This is a genomic window from Corallococcus aberystwythensis (assembly GCF_003612165.1).
GTDB classification, from domain to species: domain Bacteria; phylum Myxococcota; class Myxococcia; order Myxococcales; family Myxococcaceae; genus Corallococcus; species Corallococcus aberystwythensis.
Genome location: NZ_RAWK01000142.1, coordinates 1 through 26,038 on the forward strand (window position 1 = coordinate 1; position 26,038 = coordinate 26,038).

General features: G+C 69.5%; 12 protein-coding genes. 4 read left to right on the top strand and 8 right to left on the bottom strand.

Annotation, left to right across the window (positions count from 1 at the left end; genetic code table 11):
* The 4 genes from pabB to D7W81_RS42065 form a co-directional block, all read left to right on the top strand.
* Nucleotides 1-912: aminodeoxychorismate synthase component I (gene pabB, locus D7W81_RS23085; protein ID WP_120557560.1), on the top strand; the 912-nt coding region annotated here is incomplete at its 5' end.
* A 154-nt stretch (nt 913-1,066) separates the two neighbouring features.
* Entirely contained in the window at nt 1,067-2,713 is a 1,647-nt protein-coding gene (gene ffh, locus D7W81_RS23090) for a signal recognition particle protein (protein WP_120557561.1), read from the top strand.
* Between the two features lie 179 nt (nt 2,714-2,892).
* Nucleotides 2,893-5,010: an Ig-like domain-containing protein gene (locus D7W81_RS23095; protein WP_120557562.1), complete on the top strand. Its 2,118-nt coding sequence runs from the start codon at nt 2,893-2,895 to the stop codon at nt 5,008-5,010.
* An 18-nt stretch (nt 5,011-5,028) separates the two neighbouring features.
* Nucleotides 5,029-5,643 carry a hypothetical protein gene (locus tag D7W81_RS42065; protein WP_147445590.1) on the top strand — a complete coding sequence of 205 codons (615 nt, stop codon included), beginning with the start codon at nt 5,029-5,031 and terminating at the stop codon, nt 5,641-5,643.
* 128 nt (nt 5,644-5,771) lie between these two features.
* On the opposite strand, the gene D7W81_RS23100 is transcribed toward D7W81_RS42065, so the two are convergent.
* The 8 genes from D7W81_RS23100 to cglE form a co-directional block, all read right to left on the bottom strand.
* Nucleotides 5,772-6,872: a TIGR04552 family protein gene (locus D7W81_RS23100; protein ID WP_208721423.1), complete on the bottom strand. Its 1,101-nt coding sequence runs from the start codon at nt 6,870-6,872 to the stop codon at nt 5,772-5,774.
* Nucleotides 6,873-6,974: 102 nt separating this feature from the next.
* Nucleotides 6,975-7,532, bottom strand: a complete 558-nt coding sequence (locus tag D7W81_RS23105; RefSeq protein ID WP_120557564.1) for a toxin-antitoxin system YwqK family antitoxin — start codon at nt 7,530-7,532, stop codon at nt 6,975-6,977.
* Between the two features lie 153 nt (nt 7,533-7,685).
* A complete protein-coding gene (locus D7W81_RS23110) occupies nt 7,686-8,570 on the bottom strand; it encodes a hypothetical protein (RefSeq protein ID WP_120557565.1) in 885 nt (294 codons plus the stop codon).
* Nucleotides 8,571-8,806: 236 nt separating this feature from the next.
* Nucleotides 8,807-10,918 carry an adventurous gliding motility protein GltJ gene (gene gltJ / locus D7W81_RS23115; protein ID WP_120557566.1) on the bottom strand — a complete coding sequence of 704 codons (2,112 nt, stop codon included), beginning with the start codon at nt 10,916-10,918 and terminating at the stop codon, nt 8,807-8,809.
* 136 nt (nt 10,919-11,054) lie between these two features.
* A complete protein-coding gene (locus D7W81_RS23120) occupies nt 11,055-23,330 on the bottom strand; it encodes a tetratricopeptide repeat protein (RefSeq protein WP_120557567.1) in 12,276 nt (4,091 codons plus the stop codon).
* 106 nt (nt 23,331-23,436) lie between these two features.
* Complete coding sequence (locus D7W81_RS23125; RefSeq protein WP_208721424.1) at nt 23,437-25,137, bottom strand: tetratricopeptide repeat protein; 1,701 nt, start codon at nt 25,135-25,137, stop codon at nt 23,437-23,439.
* Nucleotides 25,104-25,319 carry a hypothetical protein gene (locus D7W81_RS44160; RefSeq protein WP_279637842.1) on the bottom strand — a complete coding sequence of 72 codons (216 nt, stop codon included), beginning with the start codon at nt 25,317-25,319 and terminating at the stop codon, nt 25,104-25,106. The genes D7W81_RS23125 and D7W81_RS44160 overlap by 34 nt, the downstream gene beginning before the upstream one ends.
* Nucleotides 25,320-25,344: 25 nt before the next feature.
* Nucleotides 25,345-25,983, bottom strand: coding sequence for an adventurous gliding motility protein CglE (gene cglE, locus D7W81_RS23130; RefSeq protein WP_120557569.1), 639 nt, complete (start codon nt 25,981-25,983; stop codon nt 25,345-25,347).
* Nucleotides 25,984-26,038 lie beyond the last annotated feature (55 nt).

Here is a 26,038-nt window from a genome sequence, read left to right on the forward strand (position 1 = left end):
CCCCCTGGAGTCCCCTTCCCCGTCCGCCTCGCCAGGAACCGCGAGACCTACCTGGCCGACATCCAGCACTGCCTGGAACAGCTCCACGAGGGTGAGACGTACGAGGTCTGCCTCACCAACAAGCTCCTTGCCACGACGCACGTCGACCCGCTGGACCTGTACCGGAGCCTTCGCCAGCTCAACCCGGCGCCCTACGCCGCGTACCTCCGGATGGGAACGCTGGGCATCGCCTGCTCCTCCCCCGAACGCTTCCTGCGCGTGGACGCCGAACGCTGGGTCGAGTCAAAGCCCATCAAGGGCACCCTGCGCCGCGGAGCCACCCCGGACGAGGATGAACGGCTGCGCCAACAGCTGGGCTCCCAGGAGAAGGACCGGGCGGAGAACCTGATGATCGTCGACCTCGTGCGCAACGACCTCGGACGCGTCTGCGAGGTGGGCTCGGTCCACGTGCCCCGGCTCATGCACGTGGAGTCGTACGCCACGGTGCACCAGTTGGTGAGCACCATCCGGGGCCACCTGCGCGAGGGGCTCACCGCCGTGGACGCGGTGCGAGCCGCCTTCCCGGGAGGCTCCATGACGGGGGCGCCCAAGGAGCGCACGATGGAACTCATCGACCGGCTGGAACGGGAGGCCCGGGGGGTGTACTCGGGCGCCATCGGGTACCTCTCCGCCACCGGCGCGGCCGACCTGAATGTCGTCATCCGTACGGCGGTGGTGCGCCCCGGAGAGGTGAGCATCGGCGCGGGCGGAGCCATCGTGGCGCTGTCGGATCCAGCGGCCGAACTGGACGAGATGCTCCTCAAGTCGCGCGTCGTCCTGAAGGCGCTGTGTACGGCGCTCGGGCGTCCGGACGACCTGCCCTGCCCCGGCGCGGGAGGGGGCCCCGGGCCTGGGACGACCGTGCCGGGCTGAGTCCAGGAGGGGGCTGGAAGGGCCTTCCAGGGCGGGGCCCCCGGGGTGGTGGCATCCCGGGTGGTGGGGAAAGCCCCTCGATTCCTCCACTGCTGGACGGCCGGGGCTTCCGAGGACGTCGCATCCGGCGGGACGCTGTTATAAAGCGCCCCCCATGCTTGAGACCGTCACCAAGGGCTTCCGGGCCGCCAAGAACCGCCTCGCCGGCAAGAGCGAACTCACCCCCGAGCTGGTGGACGAGTCGCTGCGAGACATCCGCGTCTCCCTGCTGGAGGCAGACGTCGCCTTCGATGTGGTGAAGAAGTTCGTCGCCCGCGTCCGCGAGAAGGCCGTGGGCGAAGTCGTGCAGACGTCCGTCACGGACGCGGGGGGCCAGAAGCGCAAGGTCAGCGCGATGGACCACTTCATCAAGATCTGCCACGACGAGCTGGAGGCCCTGATGGGCCCGGTGGACACGAGCCTCCACCTGAAGCCCAAGGGCCAGCTGTCCGGCATCATGATGGTGGGCCTCCAGGGCTCCGGTAAGACGACGACCACGGGCAAGCTCGCCAGCCGGCTCCTCGCGGAGGGGCGCAAGCCCCTGCTGGTCGCCGCGGACATCTACCGCCCGGCCGCCGTGGATCAGCTCAAGGTCCTGGGCGAGCGCCTGAAGGTCCCCGTCTACCACGAGCCCGGCGTGCAGCCGCCCGAGCTGGCGAAGCGGGGCTACGCGGCCGCGCGCGAGCAGAAGTGCGACGTGGTGCTCATCGACACTGCGGGCCGGCTCGCCATCGACGAGACGCTGATGACGGAGCTGGAGTCCATCAAGTCCAACGTGCAGCCGGACACCATCCTGCTCGTGTGCGACGCGATGATCGGCCAGGACTCGGTGCGGACGGCCGCCGAGTTCGACCGGCGCCTCACGCTGGACGGCTTCATCCTGACGAAGCTGGACGGTGACGCGCGCGGCGGCGCGGCGCTGTCCATCAAGGAAGTCACGGGCAAGCCCATCAAGTTCCTCGGCATGGGCGAGTCGATGGACAAGCTGGAGGAGTTCCGTCCGGAGGGCCTCGCGGGCCGCATCCTGGGCTTCGGCGACATCGTCGGCCTGATGAAGGACTTCGAGAAGGTCGTCGACGAGAAGAAGGCCGAGGACGACGCGCGCAAGCTGCTCTCCGGCCAGTTCTCGATGAAGGACTTCGTCGAGCAGATCCGCATGGTCCGCAAGATGGGCCCGCTGAAGGACCTGTTGGAGAAGTTCCCCCTCTTCGGCGACCTCACCGAGCACCTGAACCCGGACGAGAAGGAGCTCACGAAGATCGAGGCGATGTACGACTCGATGACGCAGAAGGAGCGCCTGCGCCCGGACATCATCAACGCCAGCCGCATCAACCGCATCTCGAAGGGCAGCGGCCGCAAGCCGGAGGAGGTGCGCGAGCTGCTGCAGAAGTTCGGGATGATGCAGCAGGTGATGGGCACCATCGGCCAGAACCCGGGCCTCTTGGGCCGCATCCCCGGCTTCAAGCAGTTGGGGCAGCTGGGCCAGATGAAGAACATGGACCTGGGCAGCATGTTCGGGAAGGACCCGAAGGCGCTGGAGAAGGCCATGTCGGCGATGGGCGGAGGCATGGGTGGCATGCCCATGCAGCTGCCGCAGATCGCCCCGGGCTACACGCCGCCCATGGGCCAGGCCGCCATGGCCAAGGCCCGTCTGATGGGCTACGCGCCCCCGGCCGTGGGCAAGCCGGACGACCGCGACGCCATCAAGGAGCGGCGCAAGAAGGAGAAGGAGAACAAGAAGAAGAACCGCAAGAAGAAGTAGCCCGCGCCCAGCGGTGCTTGCAGTCCCCCTGCCCGCGCGTCCCCACTCGAAGCCCGGGGGCGGCGGGCAGGCGTGTTTCCGGCGCCTCCCGGGATGGACGCCTGTCCTGTTCCCTGGACGGCCGTGTCAGTGTTCTCGCTCGGGACCCGAACGGACCCGACCTTGCAGAACACGCCCCCATGCCCAACCTGAAACACCTGTTGCTGTTGAGCTGCATCGGCCTGAGCCCCGCATGCATTGACGTTCCGCCGCTGGAGGACCCGCCCAAGGAGGAGCCGCAGGCGGATCCCGACGCGGACTTCGCCTTCACGGCGGAGCCCGCCCAGGAGCAGGTCCTTCCGGGGGGAACCCTGGACTGTGACGTCCAGCTGTCCTGGACCGCCGCTACTGGGGGTGCTGTCACGTGGAGCCTCGTTTCGCCGCCCACGGGCATCGAGCTCCAGGCGTTCACCCTGCCCAAGGGAGAAACGCGCGCGACCCTGAGCATCCGGGTGGGCGCGGGCACCGTGCCCGGGGCCTACACGCTGAAGCTCCAGGGCAAGAGCGGTTCGGTCACGAAGCAGGCGACGGTGGCGGTGACGGTTGGGAAGCCCGGCGACCTGGTGGTGAACTGGGTCGTGCCCACGCCGGGGAAGGCGTACACGCGAGGCCCTCTGCTCCTCCAGTTCACGGTGGAAGGTGGCGCGGCGGAGCAGGTGGAGATCTTGAAGGACTCCACCGTGCTCGTGAAGCCTACGGGGAGTCCCTATTCGTTCACCTGGGATACGACTGCGGAGGCGGAGGGCAGCTACCAGCTGTCCATCCGTGCGACCCGCGGTGGAGCGGTCTTCACCAGTGCGCCACGCACGGTCATCGTCGACCGGACTGCGCCTACTGTGGCGTCCTTCGTGCCGGCCCGGGATGCGGCGACCGTGGGCGTCCGCGAAGCCATCCAGGTCACATTCAGTGAGCCCATGAACCCGAACTCCGTGACGGAGGCTGCGGTGGGGCTCAAGACGGGCACTGGGGATGCCATCGCGAAGTCCGTGGCACTTTCTGCGGATGGGAAGACGCTGACGGTGACGCCACTGAGCCCCCTGACCGCACCGAGCACCGTCCAGGTCGACCTCACTGCGGCAACAAACTCGCTGACGGACCTGGCGGGCAATGGGGTAGTGGCTGCACCTGCGTGGTCGTTCTCCGTGCCGACTTGGCTGCCGTTGGGCGAAGCCATCAGTGCGGTCGAGGGCAGGACTTCCGCAGAAGGCGTAGTGCTCAAGATGGATCAAAATGCCAAGCCAGTGGCTGCCTGGGTTGAGTCCGATGGGACGAGCAAGAACGTCTATGTGGCCAGATGGACGGGGACCGATTGGTCCATGCTGGGCGGAGGCTTGAGTGGCATGACGGGCGCTGGAACAAATGCAACGCAAGCGACGCTTCTCATTGATTCCACGAATCGCCCGATTGTCGCATGGCGTGAAGGGATTGGACCTAGCGAAAGCCATCAGGTTTTCACACGCAGATGGACTGGCGCTGAATGGGAATCCCTTCCAGCAATTCCCGTTCAATCTGGCGACTTTGGCATCTCAGCCCCGTCTCTTGCAGCAGATTTGAATGGCACCTTGCACCTGTATGCCCTCAACAGCAATGAAGGCATCGCTGAAATCGGACATTACGTCCTCGCGGCGGGAGGGCTATCGTGGGCACGCACAAGCATTCCACGCCCTCCAATGGCCGCACGGGTCTACTCGTTCTCTACCGTCACATCCGGCAGCAGCACTTACGTCTCATACAGCATTCGAGACGTGAGCCTTTATGACGACGGAGTCTTCATTGGCGTTTCAGAGAACGACTCAAATCCGATGGGTGGCGAACTCCTGGGAAGAGCCTCTTGGAACCCATCCATTGCGCTCGACAGCAATAGTCGCCCATGGGTCGCCTGGACCGAATCAGGTTCAACCCCAGCAGCAGACGGGAGGATTCAGTGGGCTCGCTGGGAGGGCACGAACTGGACCTCGCCTCAAACGCTCGGCACATCCTCGACAGGCAATACAGATCCAGCACTGGCAATGAGCACGGGAACTCCATACGTCCTGGCATGGAGTGGCATCATCGGAGCCGAGAGAAACGTATTCGTCAGTCGCTGGGTTTCTGGCACCTGGCAGCCCATCGCCCAGCCACTCAATGCACTGACGACCACAGGCACTCCGGCGTCCAATCCCTCCATCGCCATGGACTCGAAGGGGCAGCCCCTAGTCGCATGGCTTGAACAGGACGCAACCGCAGTAGACATCTACGTATCCCGGCTCAACAATTAACTTCGCCCTGGAATTCCAATGACCAGCAAACGAGTAGTTTTGGCCAGGGTTGTCACGGCAACCATTACGCTTTCCGCCTGTGGCCCAGCCCTCTCCACAGAGGAAACATCAAGCCTCGCGGAAGGCGCCGCTCAGGCGGCCCCCCTTGAGGGGCTCTGTCACACGAGTGCCTACCAACCAGCAGGATGCAGCTATGGAGATTATTGTCAGCCTGTAGTGGGCAGGTGTTCGGTGGTTCCGAATCCCGCCTGTGACAACTTCGCAATTCACGGCAGAGCCTGGGATGTCAACACGTCGACGGGTCCCGTCATCTACGAGGCCACAGCGATCAGGTTTGCTCCCGACCTTCTCTTCTGCGGGAATCCGGGGCTAACGCGAGCAACGTTCCGGATCAAAGCGTACGCGCCAACCGCGGATCTGCCGACTTCGCGCGATGGGTTTCACGGTCGCTTCTACTTCGTTTCTCCCGCCGGGTATGAAATCAACGCAACAGCCATTCAGAACGTCTCAACAACAAACGAGAACAAGCACATCACTTTCGATGTGAACCTCTGCGTTCTGTCCGGGGCAACAAGCTATACCGCCGGCTTCTTCTTTACTGGCGGCAGCGAGGTTTGCGTTACAGCCTCATAGCCACTCTCCCAGGAATGCCATTGATTGCTGGATACAGTCACGCCATGAGGTGGTGGATCATGGCGTGGCAAGCACAGGATTCGGCGAACTCTTCCTGTCAGTGACCGGCAGTCTTCAAGACCGGCCACTCACCCCTGGCGCTTCGGTACGACCAGTCCACGGCTTAGTCGGTTGAGGACGCGTCGCTTCTGACGGCGCTTGTAGCTTTCGTGGGCGTTGTCACCGAGTTCATTGCGCCGGGCCGTCTCCTCGTCCGCGATCTGGAATTCTACGAGCGCGAAGGTGACCCGCCCCTTCCGCGGGCGCGTGTCGCTTTCAGGCGGAGGCAGGTAGGGGTCCATCCGCAGAGGAAGGTCCACGACGAAGTTAAGGACCCGGTAGGAGCTCCCGGAGAAAGCATTCCCCGTCCGGTCCTCGCGGTCCTCGAAGTCCCGGTCCAGGTGGAGCTGGGGGATGAACTGCTCGAAGTGCGGGTTCTCATCCAGGAGCCCCTTAAACGGCAGCAGGGTGTTTTCCGTCTGCCCCGGGACGACGAAGTTGAAGGGAAACAAGCGCTGCGTCAGGAAGTAGAGGACCGGCAGCAAGTCCTCCCGCTTGCGAGTGATGACGCGGAAGCGCGTGCGGTCATACACCTGCGCGGCCACGGTCTCCTTCTTCGCGATCAGCTTTGTGACCAGGGAGTCCCGCGTCTTGATGGAGTGGGCGAACTCCACGATGGGAAGGCCCATCTCCTTCATCTCACGGGCAACGCCCAGCACCTTCTCCGTGACCATCTCCGCCAGCTCGGCTTCGGAGGCAGCCAGCCGGAAGAGCAGATCGCGCCCTTCGATGTGCTGGATGACGTGCATCACCTTCAGGACGATGCAGGCGATCCGCCGATAGCGGGCAAGCCCCTTGGCCCCTGAAGCAAAAAGGAAAAGGTCATGGAGCTCTTCTGGCTGGGCCACCGCGTCCGCGACCCGGTAGTCGAAGGTCTTGCGCAGGTACTCCACGGCATCGGCGAGCACCGTCCGTGCCCAGGCATCGTCATATGGCCGCGACACGTCCAGCTGACAGAGGCGCAGGAAACGGTCCACCTCGTCCCGCGTCTGGAAGTGCATCCGCCGCCAGTCGATGACAGAGCCACCTCTCAGGATGAGCCGGATGCGCTCAAGTTCACGCAATCCCATCTGCGGCACCGTGCAGACAGGGACAGCGGAGAGGACTGGAACAAGGGAGGGGGCCTTCACAGCGTTGTTCCTAGCTGGCTGGAGCGCCAAGGGAAAGCCCCGCAATACGAAGGGCCCCGGCCTGGGAAGCAGGCTGGGGCCCTCATGACCACGTCCGCCTGGCTACTTGGCGGCGACTTCCTTGCCCTTCTCGAAGCGGCTCTCATGGACGACCTTGCCGTCCTCGCTCAGCTCCTGAAACACGCCATCCTTCAGGCCGTTCCGGTAATTCTCGATGAGGCGGGGCTTGCCGCTCGCAAAGGAGAGCGTCCGGGTGCCGTGGTAGTTGCTCTCGCGGAACTCGATCTTGTCGTACTCTTTGCCTGCCTCGTCGAAGAAGACCCATGTTCCGGTCTTGTGACCGTTCAAGTACTGGCCCACCGCCGCCTTCTTTCCATTCGCGTGGAACGAACGGTAGGGGCCGTGCGCGACGAGGTTTCCTCCAGCCAGTTCCGGCTTACGGCAGAACAACCCATCCGCCTTGGAGCCGGCCTGCTTGGTTCCTTCCGGACACACCAACTGCGTCGAGGTGTCTTCCGCGAAAACCACCGGAGATGCGAGAGCCAGGCCCAGGGTGAACATCCGCATCAGCTTCTTGGACTGCATGGAGTCTCCTTTTGAAGTCGCCGGAATGCCCCAGCGCGCACCAGACAGGACGGAGAGAAATCGACTGAAATTCATGGGACATCCTCGCGCCTTGAAGCCTCCACCAAACCCCTGGATGTCCTGACCGCGGAAGAAACGAAGAGCCCCGCCCCGTGATTCCTGGGCGGGGCTCCAATGACTTCGGTGGATTGCGGCCCCTGGATACGTCAGGGGCCCGTCATCCAGGCCTTAGTAGTTGGCCTGGTGGCACGCGAAATTGCCACCCGTGAAGTAGTAGCCCAGGGAGGTCGTGTTGGACGCCGGCAGCACGCAGATGTTGGCGACGATGTCAGCGCGGTTCCCTGAAACCGTGTAGTTGCCCGTGGAGGAGCTGATCGACGGAGCCTGCGTGGTCCCGTTCACGAGGACGTAGAGGAACCCGTTCAGCCCAGCGGACGTCGCGGGCCAGGCGGTGTCAGAGTACGCGGAGATGGTGATCTTCACGCGCTTGGTGGAGGTGGTTCCGCAGAAGGCGGTGTCCGTGGTGGCGGTGCCGGTCGCAACCTTGAAGATGATCGGGCCCGTGGTGCCCAGCGCGGCCTTGTTGCCGAAGTTGTCGTAGTTCTCGCAGGTCGGGGCCGGGGGCGCCGAGCAGGTCCCGCTGTAGCAGGCCGAGCCGTACGCGCAGGTGGCCTTGCCCTCACCGGTGCAGGTCGTCGCGGCCGGGCTGCACACACCAGTGGTGGTGTTGCAGGTGTTGCCGGAGCCGCAGTCAGCGTCCTTGGTGCAGCCGGTAGGGCCGGAGCCGGGCTCCTCGCAGCGCTTGGACACGGTGCCGCAGACCAGGCTGGTGGAGTCGTCCTCGTTGCACAGCTGGTTGGTCTTGCACTGGCAGACCTTCTGCGTGTTGGCCGAACCGGCCAGCGGGGCGCATTCCTTCTCGGAGTCCGGGCACTCAGAGGCGCTGTCACACGTCTCCATGCACACGCCCGCGGCCGTGTTGCAGAAATTGGAGGCACAGTCGGTGTCCGAGGTACAGGTCTCGGCCGTCGTCGCGTCATCGCCACAGGCCGTCAGGGCCAGGCTCATCGAGCTCAAAGCGGCGAGCATCACCATCATCTTGCGCAGCTGCATTCGGAACTTCCTCCTGGAATGGGTACGTCGCCCGGTGTCTCCGGCCACCTGACTCCAGACACCGGGTTTGAAGTCGAGCGGGCTTTAGTCCCCTCGCTCCAGACGTGTCAACGAGTGTTGACCGACCTTTCCACGGCCCCACTCCGGGGAAATTCACTGTTCACGAAAGCGCACAATCCAGAGGCACTTCACAGCGACATCGCCGTCATATGTGACGGCGATGTCGCTCCTGGATTTCAGAACGTGAACGGGAAGTCGATGGGATCGCCCTGCTTCTGGTGCTTCGGGAAGGACCAGCTCTTGATGAGGCCCGTGATGCACGTGGCCATGTAGCTCGAGCGGAACTCGTCCGTGCGGCACGACACGGAGGTCGTCTTACCGCTCGTCTGCACCGTCCAGCGCATCACCAGCTTGCCGCTGAGCGACGGATCCTTCTGCTTCTGCTCGTTCACGCACTTCACGATGGACGGCTTGTTGTTCAGCACCACCTGCATGATGTCCGACTGCTGCAGGCGCTCCGGCGTGCCGCCTCCCGGCTCGGGTGGGATGTACGCCGTCGCCGTCGGCTTGCTCGCGGGCTTCGTGGCCGCCGCCTTCTTCGTGCCGAACAGCTCGTCGAAGTCGTCATCCCCGCCACCGGAACTCGACGACGAAGAGGACGACGACGCGGACGGCTTCGACACCGTGATGGCGTCACCCTCGTCCTCATCCCGCGCGGAGCCACGGCTTCCGCTGGAGCCCGTCTTGCGATGGTTGCGCGAATCCACGCGCGCCACCGCCGTCCCCATGTTGGGCGTCGAGGAGGCAGGCTTCACCTCCGCCGCGGGCGGAGGCGGAGTGGCAGCCGGAGCCGTCGCCACGGCGGGAGGAGGCGTCCCCGCCGCTGCCGGCGGCGTGCCACCAGCGGCCGGCGTCCCCACGGCTGCGGTCGCCGCCGTGCCTTCCGCGGCCGGCGTCGCCGCGGGCTGGACCGCCGCCGGGGGAGGCGTCTGCACCGCAGCGGGCGGCGGAGGCATGGGCGGCAGCTCCGCCTTGGGAGTCGGCGCGGTCGCGACCTGGACCGGAGCCTCCGCAGGACGCTCGGACGAATTGCCGCGCGCGACGAAGACGACCGCGGCGCCCGCCATCACGAGCACGCCCGCGGTCACCGCGACCATCATCCCCGTGCGGCCCTTGCCGCCCGTGGGTGCCGCCGCGGGCGGCGGATAGGCCGCCGGATATCCCGGAGGCGGATAGCCCTGCGGCTGCTGCCCATAAGGCATCTGCGCCTGCTGCGGCGCGTACCCCTGCGGCTGCGGCGCGTACCCCTGCGGCTGCGGCTGCGGCGCGTACCCCTGCGGCTGCGGCTGCGAATAGGCCTGGGGGGCGGTCATGCCCGGCGCGGCCATCATGGCCCCGGGCATCGACGGGGAGGACACCGGCTCCGGAGGCGGCATGGGCACGTCCAGGAGGCGCGCCTGAGACACCGGCTCGCGCTCCAGCGACGGCGCAGGACGCGGCGGCGGCTTGCTGAGGGCGTCGTTCTCCTCCTTCACCAGCGAGGCCAGCACGCTCGCGGCCGAGGGCTTCCAACCCACCGGCTCATCCGGCGCGGTCGAACCGCCGCCAACACCCGGACGGGCGCTGCCCGCGCTGAAGGCGGACTCCACCGGACCGGCGGGAATCGTCGGCGAGGACGTGGACACCGGCGCTGGCGCGACGATGACCGGCTTGGCCGGACGCGGTGCCAGCACCGACGCCAGCTCCGCCGTCTCCGACAGGGGAATCCAGTCGCTGAAGCCCGAACGCCAGCAGAGGTTGTCCGGGCCCACCTCGCCGCGGTCCCAGGCGTCCTTCACCTTCTCCACCGACCAGGGGCCGACCTGCTTCTCGTCGATGGCGACGTACCACTCGTGCGCCGCGGCGGCGGCCTTCTCCTCCGGCGACGGCTCGGCGGATTCGGCCTCGGCGAGCTTGCGCACGGCCTCCGTCTTCGCGGCCTTGGCCTCGGCTTCCGCTTCGGCGGCCTTGACCTTCTGCGAACCGGTGCTCAGGACCTGGTCGAAGACCGCGCCGATCTCATCCTCTTCCACGTCCGTGAAGAGGCCGCCCTCCGGCGGTGTGCCCAGCGTGGCGGGCAAGCCCGTGCCGGACGACTCCACGATGCGTGGCGCGTTCGCATCCGCACCGCTCTTGGCCTCCGTGGACGCGGTGGCCTCCGCCCCGCCCTCCTTCGCCGACGAGGCTCCGGCGGGCCTCACCAGGATGGTGTGACCACACTTCTTGCAACGAAGCTTGACCCCCTTCGGGCCAACCTTGTCGTCGCTGATCATGTACTGGGCGCGGCAGCTGTCGCAGACGAAACGCATCGTTCCCGTAAGCCTCAGAAATGACGGGCGAAATCCCGTCTGAATCGTAGAAGTGCCCACCGGCGGAGATCAAGGACACCTGCCTTGAACGCCCGCCTGCTTTCAACGCATGAACCCTCGCGGCGGTCTGAGGGCCCTACTTTCGCACCTGGACTTCGACGTGTGTGCCAACGGCCACACGCAGCTCGTGCAGGTCCTCGGAGGTGGCGAACACCAGCAACTCCCGCAGCTTGGTGCGCGGGGCGACGCGGAAGGCGGACCCCGTCTCCCCCTGGACCATGCGGCGCACGGGCTCCAGCTCGCCCGCGGCGAAGAGGCCCGCGCGCGACGCGGTGAGCTCCGCGCCCTCCAGCCACGTGCGGACATCCTGCGGCGTCGCCGTGGGCAGGTAGGCCCTGGCCACCTTCGCCAGGGCGGCCCGGTCCGGCTCGCTCAGGCTCTTCTGGAGCAACTGCCGCTCTACGTCCACCAGCCGCGGATCCACCGTGTAGCGCACGTTGCCCACCACCAGGCTGAGCGCCGCCTGCACCACGGCCTCCAGCCTCTCAGGCGCGACGCGCTGGCTGAACGCCAGCTCCGCACGGGCCAGGGCCAGCGTACGGCCCAAGAGGTAGTACACCTCCTTCTGTCCCTGCTCCGCGAAGTACTTTCCTCCCACACGCACGCACGCCGGATGCGTCTGGAGCAGGTCCACGTTCACGAGCGGCTCGGGGGCCGGTTCGTTGGACCGCTTCGCCAGCCGCTCGCGCGTGGCCACGAGGAAGGGCGAGTACAGCTCCACCGCCTCCATGCCGAAGAGCCGCGCGACGTAGCGGTAGTGGTTGACGTGGTACTCCTGCGCGGTCGCCACGTCGATGCGGTGGCGCTTGGGCACCAGCTGGTACTGCGGGAAGGGCACCGCGTACAGGTGACCGGCCTTCTCGAAGAGCAGACCCAGCAGCTCCGACAGCGGGCCGCGCACCTTCGGGTGGAAGAGCGCGGTCTGCCACAGCCGATCCGTCAGCGGACGCTGCGCCAGTTCCTTCTTCTTCGCGTAGGGCCCCAGCTTGGTGAGGATCTCCTGCTCGTCCTCGCCCGCCTCGCCCAGCAGGCCCGACACCGCCTGCGCGGCGAGCCACGCGGTGTCGTAGTCCTTGCGCACCGCGGACAGCCGCACCAGGTGGCCCACCACCTTGCGCGGGTTCTGCGTGTTCGGCAGCGCGCGGCGCAGCGCCACGATGGCCTCTTCCTCGCGGCCCGGCATCTGGCCCGCGACCTCCGCGAACGTCTCCTGGATGGAGGCGTCGTCCGGCAGGCCCTTCGCCGCGACGCCATAGGCGGCCACCGCGCCTTCCGGGTGCTTGAGCACCTGGAGGTACAGGTCACCCAGCGCGCGCCATAGCGTCATGCGCGCCGGGTGCGTGTCCGGCGTCTTGGGCAGACGCGCGAGCATGCGCGTGTAGTTCTCCTCCAGGACCTTCCACTGGCGCGCGCCGCCGAGCATCGCCTCCAGCGCGCTGAAGGCCTCCACGAAGCGGTGGTCCAGGTCGAGCGCGGCGTTGAAGGCCTGCGCGGCGCCCTCCACGTCCTTCAGCTCGTCGCGGCGGATCTCCCCGAGCGCGAACCACACGCGCTTGGCCTTGTGCGGCTCCAGGGCGAGCGCGGGCAGCACCAGCATGCGGCCCAGCACGTCCGCGGCCTTCTGGCCCTGACGCGTCTCACGCAGCAGCCGGTAGAGCGCGTCCAGGACCTCCGGCGCGTCCGGCTGCGCCTTGAGGGCGCCGGTGAACGCGTCGATGGCCATGTACGGGTCATGCAGCTCGTCGCGCGCGATGCGGCCCAGCTCCAGGTAGACCTTGACCTTGGCCTCGCCCTCCAGGCTGTTGACGAGCTCCTGGCGCAGCTCCGCGGACTTCTCGTAGTTGCCCGCCTTGTCCATCAGCGCCACCAGCGCACGCAGCGTCTGCTCGTGCTGCGGATCGATGGCGAGCGCCTTCTCGAAGTGGTTCTGCGCGCGGTCCGTCTGGCCGAGCGCGGCGTGCACGTCACCCAGCTGCCAGTAGACCTCCACGACCTCCAGGTCCGTCAGCTCCTCGCGGTGGTGGATGAGGATGGTCTGGAAGACCTTGAGCGCGTCCTCGTACCGCTTCGCCTGCACCAGCAGGTTGCCGTAGCCCTCCAGGGCGGGCAGGTACGTGGCGTCCAGGCCGTAGGCCTTCTCATACGAGGACAGGGCCTTGTCGCGGCGGCCCAGCTTCTCCGTCACGTAGCCCAGCCGGTAGAGCTGGCGGCAGAGGTCCTGCGCGATGGCGGGGTCCTTCTCCGCCATGGCCTTCTCCGCCATCTTGCGCGTGACGATGTCCAGCATCCGCTCCGCGGACGTCCAGTCCTCGCGCGCGATGTAGACGTCCGCCAGCGGGCGCGACGCCTCCAGGCTGTCCGGGACGTGCTTGAGCGTCTCCTCCCAGTAGGGCGTGGCCGTCTCGCGGTCCTCGCGCGTCTCCGCGTGGTAGCGCGCGACGTCCAGCAGGGCGCGGCCCTTGGCGGCCGGATCATCCGTCTGCTGCGCCTCCTGCAGCAGCGTCTGCTCGTAGCCGCCCCAGTCCTTCTCCTGCTCCTGGATGCCCTTGAGGGCGCGGATGGTGGGCAGGTGGCCCGGGTCGATGGCGAGCGCCTGCTGATACGCGGTCCGCGCGCTCGCCATGTCCGCGAGCATGTCCTCGTTGATCTTCCCCAGGCGGTGCCACAGCTCCACCGCCGCGGGGTCGCTGCCCACGACCTGCGCTTCCTTCTGCAGCATCTCCAGCGCGAAGGGCCAGTTGCCGCTGCGCTCGTAGAGGTTGCCCAGGGCGTGCAGCGCCTGACGGGACTCGGGGTCCGTGGCGAGCGCCGCGTGGTAGCTGTTCACCGCGCGGTCGACCGCCTTGAGGTTCTGGTACTGGACGTTGCCCATCTCCACGTACAGCTCCGCCTGCTCCTGCGGGCTGGTGGCGAGCGCCAGCTGACGCTCGTACGCGAGCAGGAGGTCCTCCCACCGGGACTGCGCACGGCGCAGGCGGATGAGGGACTTGATGGCCGGCACGTTCTGCGGGTCGATGGAGAGCACGCCCTCCACGCACGCGTCGGCGTTGGCCGGGTTCTGGTACGTGTCCTCCCAGATGGTCGCGCTGCGGAAGAGGACGCGGACCTTCTCGCGGTAGTCCTGGGACAGCTCCAGCATCCGCTCGTAGATGGCGAGCAGGTCCGCCGGCTGATCCAACCGCGTGTGCAGCCGCTCCAGCGCCTCCAGCGCCTCCCGGTTGTACGGGTCGAACTCCAGCGCCATGCGGAACGCGGAGACCGCGGATTCGTCGTCCTTGAGGTCGCGCTCGTAGACGGTCGCCACCTCCACCTGGATGCGCGCACGCTCCTCGTTGGACGCCGCGAGGTCGCGGGCCCGCAGCAGCGTGGTGGCCACGTCGCGGTAGGCATTCCCGCGACGGTAGAGGCTCGTGAGGACGCCGAGCGTCTCCAGGTCCGGCTCCAGTTCGAGCGCGCGCAGCAGGGCGCTGGCCGCCTCGGTGGGGTCGTCCAGCGTCTCGTCCCAGACGCGGGCGATCTCCTTGAGGATGCCCTTGCGTGCCTCGATGGAGCCCGCCGCCTCCAGCTTCTGCTCCAGCGCGACGACGTACTCGCGGTCGCGGCCGCGCCGCTGGAACACCGCCGCCAGCCCGTCCAGCGCGGTGGCGTTGGTGGGGTCGAACTCCAGGATCTTCCGGAACGCGGCCTCCGCGGCCTGCGGATCATCCAGCCGCGAGTCGTGGATGCGCGCGAGCGTGGCGTAGATGCGCTCCGCGAGCGGGCCGCGCGGCAGCTCGTCCGCGACCTCCTCGTAGACCGCCGCCAGCTCCTCGTGGCTGCCCGTCTCATCCGCGAGGCGCTCCACCTCTTCGCGCAGCGCGTCCTCGGCCGCGTCCAGCTGCAGCGCGCGGCAGAGCGCCAGGAAGGCCACGTCCTTCTGGCCCAGGCGCTCCTCCTGTACCCGGGCGATCTCCCGCAGCGCCGCCATCTTCTCCTCGTCGGTGACGAGGTGGGGCATGTAGCGGTCCATCACCGTGGCGTACGCGCGCCAGTCGTTGTTCGTGCGGTACAGCGTGCACACGCGCTCGTAGGCGGTGCGGTTGGCCGGGTCGAGCTCCAGCACCTTCTCCAGCGCGCCGGCGGACAGCTCCGGCTTGCCGCCCTGCCCTTCCCACAGGTCCGCGACGGTGAAGTACGCGGCGATGGCCGGATCGCGCTCTTCGGTCGCGAGGTGCACCTGGACCTTGAGCTCCAGGGCGCGCACGGCGTCGTTCCACGCGCGCAGCGACACGGACAGCGCGTACACGCGCTCCAGGTCGGAGACGGAGTGCGGCTCGACTTCCAACGCACGGCGGGCCGCGTCCAGCGACTCCTCGCGCCGGCCCATGCCCGCGAGCACCTCCGCCATCCGCAGGCGCAGCGCCTTCACGCCGTCGCTGTTGTCCTGCAGCGGGATGAGGCGGCGCAGGATGCCCACCAGCTCCTCGCGCTGCCCCGTCTCGTCGTACAGCTCGCGCAGCGTGTCCAGCACGCCGCGGTGGCGCGCGTCGCGGTCCAGCGCCGCCTTGAAGTACGGCACCGCCGCTTCCGGCTGCTTGAGCAGGCGGTACACGACGCGGCCCAGCCGCTCGTTGAGACGCACGACCTCACGCGGGTCCAGCGTGATAGCCAGGCGGCCCTCGAGCAGCTCACGCAGGTCCTGGGGCCGGCCCGCGCGCTCGTACAGCGACTCCAGCGCGGAGAAGACCTGCTCGTTGCGCGGGTTCTTCGCCAGCAGCTCGCGGTACAGGTCGATGGAGCGGCTCAGGTCCGAGAGCCCCTCGGCCGACACCTGCGCCATCTTGCCCAGGACGCGGTCCCGCTCGCTGCCGGAGACCTTGTCCGCCTGGACCTTCAGGATGGCGTAGAGCTTCTCGGACGCACCCGCGCCCTCGTAGATGCCCTCCAGGAGCCGCGCCGAGGCCATGTGCCCCGGCTCCAGCGCGAGGATGGCCTCGTAGGCGCTCGCGGCGCGGTCCGGGCTGTCCATCCGCTCCTGGTAGAGCTGCCCCAGGCGGAAGAGGAAGCCGATCTTGTCCGCCGGCTGGGTCGCGCCGGTGGCCAGCGATTCCAGCACGCCGGCCAGCTCCGGCCACGCCTCCAGGTGCAGGTAGAGGCGGTCCAACGCGACGAGCGAGCTCTGCTGTACGGACGCGTGGAGCGTGCGCGCACGCTCGAAGTACGACACCGCGCGGTCCGGATCGCGCAGACGCGTCTCCAGCACCTGGCCCAGCTTGAGGCACACCAGGGCCGCGTCGGCGGCTTCGGCGATGCGCGGCAGCGCTTCTTCGTAGAGCACCACCAGCTCGTCGTAGCTGCCCGCGACGTCGGTGGCGTTCTCCAGGCGGCGGCGGACCTCGCTGTCGTTCGGGTCCTCCTTGAAGCCGCGGTAGAGCGCGAGGAAGGCCAGCTCGCCTTCGCCCTGCGTTTCGCGGAGCGTGGCCAGCTCACCGAGCAACTGCTTGCGCTCGACGGCGTCCGGCGACACGCCCACGCGCGTTTCAATCACCTGCGCCAGCCGCGTGACGTCACCGCTCGCACGGAAGGCGCGCAGCAGCGTCTCCACCGCGAGCAGGTTCTGCGGCTCGCGCGCCACGATGGCTTCCATGCGGCCCACCGCGCCCGGGTGGTTGGGCTGCACCGACAGCACCTCGCCGTACAGCGACAGCGCGCCCACCTTGTCGAGCAGCTTGGACTCGCGCACCGTCGCGAGGCGGAACTTCAGCTCCAGGCCCTCCTCCGGCGGCATCAGCGCGATGCGCCGCGCGAGGACGTCCGCCAGCTCCGGCCAGCGCTCCTGCTTCTGGCAGAGCCCATCCATCCGCGCGAGCGCGACCGCGTCGTCCGGCTGCAGCTCCAGGAGGCGCCGGAACGTGGCCAGCGCGCCCAGCGGATCCTTGAGCTGCTCCTCCTGCAGCACGCCGATCTGGTTCAGCACCGCCGCGCGACGCGCCGGTTCCTCCGACAGCGCGAGCTGACGGCGCAGCACCTCCAGCAGCTCCGACGGGCGGCCCTGCGAGGCCACCAGCCGCGCGGTGCCGTCCAGCGCCTCATTGTCCGTGGGCTTGAGCTCCAGCACGCGCTTCCACGACTGGAGCGCCTCCGCCGGCTCGCCCAGGTCCACCTGCAACCGCGCGAGCGCACGGTACAGCTCCGCCCGGGCCGCGTCGCTGGCCTTGGGAGCTACCTCCGCCAGCACCGCGCACAGCTCCTCCGGTGCCTCCGCCTTGTCCACCAGCGAGACGCACAGTTCGAGCGACCGCGGGTCCTCCGGCAGCTCGCGCAGCGCGCGCGTGGCGGAGAGGAACGCCATCTCCGCGTTCTCCAGCGCGCTTGCGTAGATCTCCGCGATGCGGCGTATCAGCGCCGCCCGCTCCTGCGGCACCGGCTCCGCGGACGCCCGCGACTCCAGCATCTCCACCTGCTTCAGGTGGTTGCCCACCGACGCGAAGATGGGCTCCAGGGCGCTCGCCGCCGCACCGCGCAGCGGGCTCTCCGAACGCGCCAGTTCCTCCAGCGCGCCCACCGCACCCGGGTGGCCCGCGCGCCGCGCGAGCACCGCCTGGTACAGCTCCAGCGCGCCGCGCGGATCATCCAGGCGCGACACCTTCAGCCGGCCCAGGCGCACGCGCAGGTCGGACGCCTCTTCCTGCGCGTCGCGCGCGTCCGCCATCTGGATCTCACGCTCGACGTGCTGCGCGAGCTCCGCCCAGCGCTCCATGTCCGCGAGCACGCGGCCCAGGAGCTTCAGCGCGTTGGCGTTCTCCGGACGGCGCTCCAGCACTTCACGGTACGCCTGCGCCGCCAGCGACTTGTCCGCCAGCGTCTCCTCGGCCAGGTGCGCCAGCTCGAAGAGCAGGTTGATCTGCGAGGCCGGATTCGTTTCCGCGGCCACCTGCCGGCGCATGACGAGCGCCAGCTCCCGGTTCGCGCCCGTGCGGCGATGCACGCGGGCGATGGCCTCCAGCACCGGCTTGTTCATCGGGTCGCGCCGGCTCACCTGCTCCAACGCGCGCACCGCCAGGTCGTAGCGCTTCAGGCGGTTGTCGTAGATGGCCGCCAGGCGCCGCCACAGGTCGCCCGCCAGGGGCTCCGCGGGGTCGCGCTCCAGCTGATCCTCGTAGGCCGCCGCCACCTCCTCGAAGGAGCCCGAGTCCGCCGCGAGCCGCTCCAGCTCGTCGCGCACACTGGCTTCCGCGGGCAGTTCGTTGAACGCGCGCAGGCGCGCGACGAAGGCCAGGGATGTCTGGCCCAGGCCCTCGCGCAGGATGGCGATCTCCTGCAGCCGCTCCAGGCGCTGCTCCGGCGGAACACCCGGCAGGAGCACCTCCAGCACGTCCACCAGCTTCCGCGTGTCGTTGAGGCCGCGGTAGACGGGCTCCAACAACCGCGCCGCCTCCAGGCGGGGCCCGTCGTGCGCGAGCAGACGCTCCAGGCCCGCCACCACCTGGCCATCGCCGGGCGACAGCTCCAGCAGCCGGCGGTAGACCGGCAGCGCTTCCGTGGGGCCGACTTCCTTCTCCAGCAGCTGCGCGCGGCGCAGCAGGTACGCGCGACGACCGGGCTCGTCCGGCGCGAGCTCGGAGAGCTGCTCCAGCACGTCCGCCTGCTCCACGAAGTGGCGCGTCTTCGCGTACAGCTTGTCGAGCGCCAGCAGCCCTTCCGGCACCTTGCGGAGCGCCAGCGCGGAGCGCAGCAACTCGATGGCCTTCGCGTCCTCGCCCGCGCTCGCGTAGGCCTCGCCGGCCTTGAGCAGCAGTCCCAGCCGCGTCTCCGGGTCGGTGGCGAGCTGCGCCTGGCGGGCGTAGACCTCCGACAGACTCTTGGCGTTCTGGCCCTTCTCGTAGAGGCGGGACAGCGCCTCCAGCGCCTGACGGTCCTGCGGTGCGTCCGCCAGCAGGTTCTTCCAGAGGCGCGTGGCCTCCTCGGGCTGATCCAGGCCCTCACGCAGCTCCGCCGCGCGGCGCAGCAGGTCCAGCATCGCCGGATCGCCCGTGGTGAGGTCCACGGCGGCGCTCTCGTAGATCTCCGCCAGCACCTCGTGGCTGCCCGTCTCGCGGGCCAGGCGCTCCAGGTCCGGACGCACGCCTTCGCGGTCCAGGTCGTTGGCGAACGCCTTCACCGCCGCCATGAACGCGAGCGACGGCTGCTGCATGTCGCGCTCGTAGATGCGGCGGATCTCCCCAGCGAGGATGATCTTCTCCACCGTGAGCGCGGACTCCATCCGCGTCTCGCGCAGCGCCACGCGCCGGGCATGGTCGCCCACCTGCGCGAGCACCTTGTCCAGCACCTCCAGCGCGGCGCCACTGGTGGGCACCGCCGCCTTCACCCACGCCTCCAGCGCGGCCCTCGCGCCCGGGTGGCCGGGGTCCTCGGTGAGGATGCGCTTGTAGAGGCCGAGCGCCGCGTTGGCGTCGTCCAGCACCGTGCGCAGCAGCTCCGCCAGACGGAAGGACACCTCACGTCCCTGCGGGCTCTGCCCCTCCTGGTTGCGCCGCAGCGCGAGCGTCCACGCCAGGTCCTTGGGACGGTTGAGGTCCGTGTAGAGGCGATCCAGCGCGGTGGCGGCCTCGCGCTGCGCCGGGTCGCGCTCCGCGATGGCGCGCCACGCGGACGCCGCGCTCTCCTTGTCGGTGAGCTTCGCCTCGTGCAGCAGCGCGGCCTCGCGCAGGCACACGAGCTGATCCGCGGGCTCCTGGATGGCCGCCGCCAGCTTCTCCAGCACCTCCGCCAGCGCCGCCCACTCCTCGCCCGCGCGGTGCAACCGCTGCAGCGACCGCAGGCTGTCGAGGTTGCCCGGCTCCAGCTCCAGCAGCGCGCGCAGGGCCTTCACCGCCCCGGCCCGGTCGTCGAGCTTCTTCTCCTGCACCTCCGCCAGCTCGCGCAGCAGCGCCGCGCGCGCCTGTCCGACGTCGCCCTCTTCCGTCAGCTCGGAGAGGATCTCCGCGAAGCTGTCGAGCGAGTCCGCGTCCTCCGCGGCCTGACGCGCGGCGGCCCGGAGGCCTCCGTCCGCCGGGGCCAGGCGCATCGCCCGCGCGAGCGATGCGAACGCCAGCTCCGGCTGCCGCAGGTGCGCCAGGTGCACCTGGGCCGCGTGACGCAGCGCCTGCACCCGGCCGGCGTCGTCGCGGGCCACTTCCGCGAGCACGTCCAGCGTCGCCACCAGCTTGCGGTGTTCCTTCGTGCGCTCGTACGCGGGAATCAGCGCGCGCGCCGCCGCCTCGCGCGACGGGCCCGAGGCCAGCATCGCCTCCAGCGCCGAGAGCGCGTCCGGATCCGACGGACGCTGGCGCAAGAGGTCCGCGTAGCTCTGCACCGCCTCCGCGCTGCCGTCCTGCGAGCCCTGCAGCAACTGCGCACGGCGCAGCTTCAGCCGCGACACGTGGTCCGCGTCACCGGCCGTCTCCGCCAGGCCAATCATCCGCGCCAGGGTGTCCCCCAGCTCGCGCTGCATGCCGGCCTTTTCGTAGAGCTCCGCCAGGCGCGGCAGGTGCCGGCCCTCCTCGCCGCCATGCGTGATGGCGGCCTGGAGCGCTTCGGCCGCCTGCTGCGGGCGGCCCAGTTCCACGTTCAGGTCCACGAGCCGCAGGAGCAGCTCCAAACGCTCCGGCCCACGCGTGGCGTGGATGCGCTTGCGCAGCAGCGTCTCCGCATCCGCGGAACGGCCCGCGCGCCCGTACAGCCGCACCAGGCGCTGGAGCACCTGCGGCGCCTCGGGCGAGCGCGACAGCGCGGCCTCCAGCGCCGTGATGGCCTCCGCCGCCATCCCGCCCTCCTCCGCCAGCACCGAGGCCTCGGAGAACAGCTGCACCGCGAGGATGGAATCCTCGGACTCCGTGGCGAGCGTGCGCAGCACGCGGCCCAGCTCCGCGTGCGCGGACAGGTCGCGCGCCAGGCGTGCCGTCTCCCCGCGTCCCGCCTCGTCCTGCGGCTCCTCGCGCACCATGCGCAGCCGCGTGTCGAAAGCGGCGCGGCTGTCCGCGAGCTGCTTCTCGTGGATGCTGGCCAGCACCGTCAACAGCCGCTTGCGCGTGCCCGCGTCCGTCGTGGACTCCAGCTGCTGCTGGAGCGCCGCCACCTGCCGCTGATGGTCACCCGTGCGGCCGTAGTGGTTCGCCAGGGCCTCGGTCAGCGCGGCCGTGCGCACGCCACCGGCCGCCAGCCGCTCCAGGCCGCCCACCACCACGCCCGTGGACACGTTCTCCGCCAGCAGCGCGAGGAACAGGTCCGCCGCGTCCTCCTGACGGTTCAGCCGCTCCGCGTACAGCTTCGCCTGCCGCGCGGTCCACTCGTTGCGCTCGAGCTGCGACTCGGAGAGCGTCGCCAGCTTTCCCGCCAGCGTCGCCGCCTCATCGAACTTCGACAGCGCCACGCACAGCGCCTGGAGGCGCTGCACCGCCTGGATGTCCTCGGGTGCCAGCTGCACCCACTGACGAACGAAAGGCTCCAGCTCCACGGGCGAGGCACCGGACGCTTCACGCCGGGCAATGTCCGTCTCCAGCCGCGTCTTCGGATCATCCGCCAGCGCCGCGGCCGCCTGCAGCGACTTCACCGCCTCGCTCGCCGCGGAGTCTCCCGGCACGCGCGAGAGCACCTCGCGCCACGCGGCCTCCGCCCGCACGGGGTCCGCCAGCGGCCCCTGGAGCAGCTGCGCCAGGTGCCGCCACAGCGCCACCGCCACGGCAGGAGGCGTCGCCCCTTGCGCCGCGCGCAACAGCGCGTGCGCCAGCGCCGGCTGCGCGTTGGCCTTCTCCGCGTGCTCCACCACCGTGTTGAGCAGCAGCGGCCGTCCCGGCTCCAGCTCCAGCGCGCGCGCCAGCACTTCGAAGGCGCCGCGCTCGTTCTCCTGCTCCTCGAACATCAGCGCCAGCGCTTCACAGAACGCCACGCGTTCCGCGCGCGGACGCGGGGCGAGCATGGCCAACTCCAGGAGCGGCAGCACCTCGTCCAGCTTCTCGTCCTCCGCCAGCAGGCGCGCCAGCTGGAAGGCCGCGAGCGCATTGGTCGGCTCCAGCTTGAGCGCTGCCTCCAGGTGCGCGCGCGCCGCGTCCGCGTCCTTCAGCTGCTGCATGCACAGGTCCGACAGGCGCAGGCGCAGGCTGGCCTGCTGCGCGCGGTCCTTCACCGTGCCCAGGTAGCGCTCCAGCGTGGCCACCGCGTCCGCGTAGCGCTCCTGCCCCAGCATCAGCTCCGCAGCCAGGCTGGCCGCGTCCGCGCGCGACGCATCCGCCGCCACGGCCTTCTCGAAGGCGGCCAGCGCCCCGGCCGCGTCGTTCATCCGCCCCAGCTTGAGCGTGCCCACGCGCAGCCACAGGTCCACCTGCGCCGTGCGGTCACGCGCCTCGCCCGCCATCGTCTCCAGCTGCGCGAGCGCCGGACCGTAATCGCCCGCGCGTCCCGCCATCCGCTCGATGAGGGTGAGCGCTTCCGGCATGCCCGGCCACAGGAGGAAGCAGCGGTCCAACGCCTCCTTCACCTTGGCGGCGGAGCCCGGGTCGTACCAGGCGAACAGCTTCGCCACGAGCAGCGACAGGCGCGCGGCGCTCTTGCGGTCGCGCTCCTCCAGCGACATGCCGCGCAGCATGCGCACCTTGTCGCGCCACACCTGCTCGAAGCGCTGCATCGCGCGGGAGGCCTTGTCCGCGCGCGCGTTCTGCGGATCCAGCTCACGCGCCACATCCAGCACCTGCTGCGCCAGCGCGTGCTCGGTGGGGTCGTCCACCAGCCGCTCCGCGAGCGCGGCGTACTCCTCCGCCATGCCCGCGTCGCCCAACGCGGCACGCTCACGCTGGAGGGCTTCGAACGCCGGCTGGTAGCGCTCCTCGGAGAGGAGCAACTGGCGCACGCGCCGGAACGTCGTGCGGTCCGGCTTCACCCGCGCCGCGCGCTGCAGGCAGAGCACCGCGCGATCGCGCCGGAAGAGCTTCTGCTCGTACAGGTCCGCGGCCTTCAGGTAATGGGCCGCGCTCTCCTCGCCCTGCGTCGCGGCCCCCAGCCGCTCCAGCACGTCCACCAGCGACGATGAATCCTGGCGGATCTCATGCAGGCGCTTGAGACCGCGCAGCGCGGGCATCGGGTCCTTGGCGACGAGCAACGCGCGCTTGAGCAGGTCCTCCGCGCGCGGCGCGTTGCGCTGACGCTCATGGGCCAGCTCCGCCGCGCGGCACAGCAGGCGCGCCGCCTCTTCCGTAGGGACGTCCCGCGAGCGCCCTTCGTACAGACGGATCAGCTCCTCGACGCGGCCCGTCTTCTCCAGGGCCGCTTCGGTTTCAACGAAGGAGCGGTCATCGGTCACACGCAGCGTGGGACGCGCAGGGGCGGAAGGCTGTTCCATGATGCTCGTTGGCCAAAGGGGGAATGAAACGAGGGCGCCAGCAGCCGGAGTGTACCGGCCGCGGGCGCCCCCGGGCAATCATGCAAAACCTGTCAACCGGCGGAAATTATTGGCTTTCTTGCTCGCCAGCCGAGGAAGCATTTTCCGTCGGAGACGCCGCGGAATCAGCGTCGTCACCGGCGTCCGGCGTGGTGTCCGCGGGGGGCGTGGCCGGGGCCTCGGGGAGGGCCTTGGCGCGCTCCACACCGGCGCTGTCGTTGAGCTGCGTGTACAGGGCGATGGCCTTGTCACGCTGCTGCAGCTCCTCCGCGAGCTGCGCGGCGCGGGGCAGGTGATCCCCCCCGAGCTTCTCGTACAGGGGCAGCGCCTTGTCCTTGCGGCCCGCCTGCGTCCACGTCTCCGCCGCGGCGGCCGTGTCCCCCAGGAGCTCCAGCCACCGGGCACGGCCGGCGGGCTTCTGCTCCTGTTCGGCGCGGGCCAGCTCGCGCTGCGCGAGCTCCTTGGCCTCGTCCTCCAGGGTGAGCCGCTGCATGAAGTGGAACGCCTTCGGAGGAGGCAGGGGGCTCAGCACCTCCACCGCCTCGCGCCGCTGGCCCACGGCCACCAGCAGGGTCGCCGCGCCCAGACGGTCGCCGCGATCCACCAGGGCCTTCACCTCCAGGCCCCGGATGCGGTTGGCGCTGGCCAGGTCCCGGGCGCGCTCGTACGCCTTGCGCGCCAGGGTCAGCTTGTTCGCGCGCTCGTACGCGAGGGCCGCCTGGTCGAACTGCCGCGCGCGCTCGTACAGGCGGGCGACGTTCTCGAAGTCGGCCTTGGCGACGTAGTGCTCCATCAGGAGCTCGTACGCGCCGGCCTTCTCCAGCGTGGGGCCGATCTGCTCCGCGGGCAGCGTGCCCACGAGGCGGCGGGCCGCGTCGTTGTCCTGGCCGGCCAACGCCGTGCGCAGCGCGCTCTTCAGGTCACCGCCCGCCTCGAACAGCCGGGTGGCGTCCGCGAAGCCGTTGTTGCGCTCGTGCAGGCGCGCGGCGTCGCGCGTGCGGCCCATGCCTTCCAGCTGGGTCGCCTGCTCCTTCCAATCGCCCGTCAGCTCCGGCATCGGCGCGCGCTCGGGGCGCTCACCGCGCGGAGGACGCTCGCCACGCTCGGGGCGCTCAGCCCGGGGCGGACGCTCGCGCCGCTCACCGGCCGCGCCGCGCTCCGGACGCTCGCCGCGCGGAGGACGGTCACCGCGCGGAGGACGCTCGCCACGCTCCGGACGGTCGCCGCGAGGAGGACGCTCGGCGCGCTCCTCACGGGCAGGAGCCGCGGGCTCCGGCGCGGGCTCACGGCCGCTCAGCGCGAAGGCCGCCTGGGAACGGTCCGCGTCACCCGCGGCCCGCCAGACCCGGCCCACCAGCGCCATCACGTCCACCCAGGCGCCGTGCTTCTCCTTGGCGGGATCCACGGCCGGAGCCGCGGGAGCCGCCTCGGCGGGCGCGCTCCCTTCGGCCGGCGTGGCACCCTCGGCCGCGCCTTCCGCGGCCGGAGCCTCGGCGGGAGCAGCTTCCGTGGAAGCAGTGGCTTCCGGCGCCGCGCCTTCGGCACCCGCTTCCGGCAGGGCCGGCTTCGGCTGACGCTGCACGCGCAGGAGCGTGGTGATGAGGCGACCGCGCGTGTTGAGGTCCAGGTCGTCCAGCGACTTGAGGTTCATGGGCCGCAGCGAGCGGACAATGGCCTCCAGCGGACCCTTCTCCGCGGCGAAGTCGTTCTTGGAGAGCGCTTTCTCCAGGACGCTCAGCTCGGCGATGACGCGCTGGCCGGGCCCCACCGGGCCGGCGTCGCGATCACGGCCACGGCCTTCACCCCGGCCACGGCCTTCACCCCGGCCGCCGCCAGGACCACCAGGACCGCCACGACCGCCGAAGCCTCCCGGTCCGTCACGACGGGGCCCCTGGCCCGGCGCGCCCCCGTTCGGACCGCGTCCACCCGGACGCGATCCACCGCTTCCATTCTCCTGAGCCACGTGAATCTCCCGCTAGAACGCGTAGCGAATGTTGGGCGCCACCGCGAACCCGAAGGCGCCCTTGGAGGCGAGGTAGTTCCCCACGACCTCCAGCCCCACCGAGAAGTGGCGCAGCCGCGTGTAGTACTCCACTCCGGGCCCGGCAAACACAAGAATGTCGGAATCCGGGAGGAGCTTCTTGGGAGAGAACATCGCGTAGCCCACGCCGGCGCGGGCGTAGATCCACGTCCGCTTGACCTCCTGGCTGTCAGCGAAGCCCACCAGGCGGGCACGCAGCACGGCTCCGGGCACCAGCATGGTGAAGTCACCGGAGGCGGCGCCCTGCGAGTAGCCGACGTATTCCGCGCCCGCGCGGTTGGCGGAGCCCATGAAGAAGACGCCCAGGGAGAGGCGCTCGCCCAGGTCCACGCCCAGCTCCACCTGGGCCATCTGGCCAGAGGAGAAGGGCCGCGGGCCGGAGTCCGCGGGCGGGTTGGTGATCCACGACGGACCGCCGTACACGCCGAAGTACACACCGCGCTCGACCTCGTTGAAGGTCACCGCGGGCCGGTCCTGCATCGCGGAACCAGCGCTGGGAGTGTCCTGGGCGCCCGCCAACGCGGGAACAAGAAGGGCGGCGCTCAGGGCAAGAGGAGCAAGGACTTTCTGCATGGAAGGCGGCCTGGTGGGGGGCAGGCCTCCCGCGGGCTGTCTCTTATACCCATCT

Coding starts and splice junctions, on each gene's coding strand:
- D7W81_RS23095 (WP_120557562.1), top strand. CDS start 2,893: ATGCCCAACCTGAAACACCTGTTGCTGTTGAGCTGCATCGGCCTGAGC.
- D7W81_RS44160 (WP_279637842.1), bottom strand. CDS start 25,319: ATGGAAGCGGTGGATCGCGTCCGGGTGGACGCGGTCCGAACGGGGGCG.
- D7W81_RS23105 (WP_120557564.1), bottom strand. CDS start 7,532: ATGAATTTCAGTCGATTTCTCTCCGTCCTGTCTGGTGCGCGCTGGGGC.
- gltJ (WP_120557566.1), bottom strand. CDS start 10,918: ATGCGTTTCGTCTGCGACAGCTGCCGCGCCCAGTACATGATCAGCGAC.
- D7W81_RS42065 (WP_147445590.1), top strand. CDS start 5,029: ATGACCAGCAAACGAGTAGTTTTGGCCAGGGTTGTCACGGCAACCATT.
- D7W81_RS23120 (WP_120557567.1), bottom strand. CDS start 23,330: ATGGAACAGCCTTCCGCCCCTGCGCGTCCCACGCTGCGTGTGACCGAT.
- ffh (WP_120557561.1), top strand. CDS start 1,067: ATGCTTGAGACCGTCACCAAGGGCTTCCGGGCCGCCAAGAACCGCCTC.
- D7W81_RS23110 (WP_120557565.1), bottom strand. CDS start 8,570: ATGCAGCTGCGCAAGATGATGGTGATGCTCGCCGCTTTGAGCTCGATG.
- cglE (WP_120557569.1), bottom strand. CDS start 25,983: ATGCAGAAAGTCCTTGCTCCTCTTGCCCTGAGCGCCGCCCTTCTTGTT.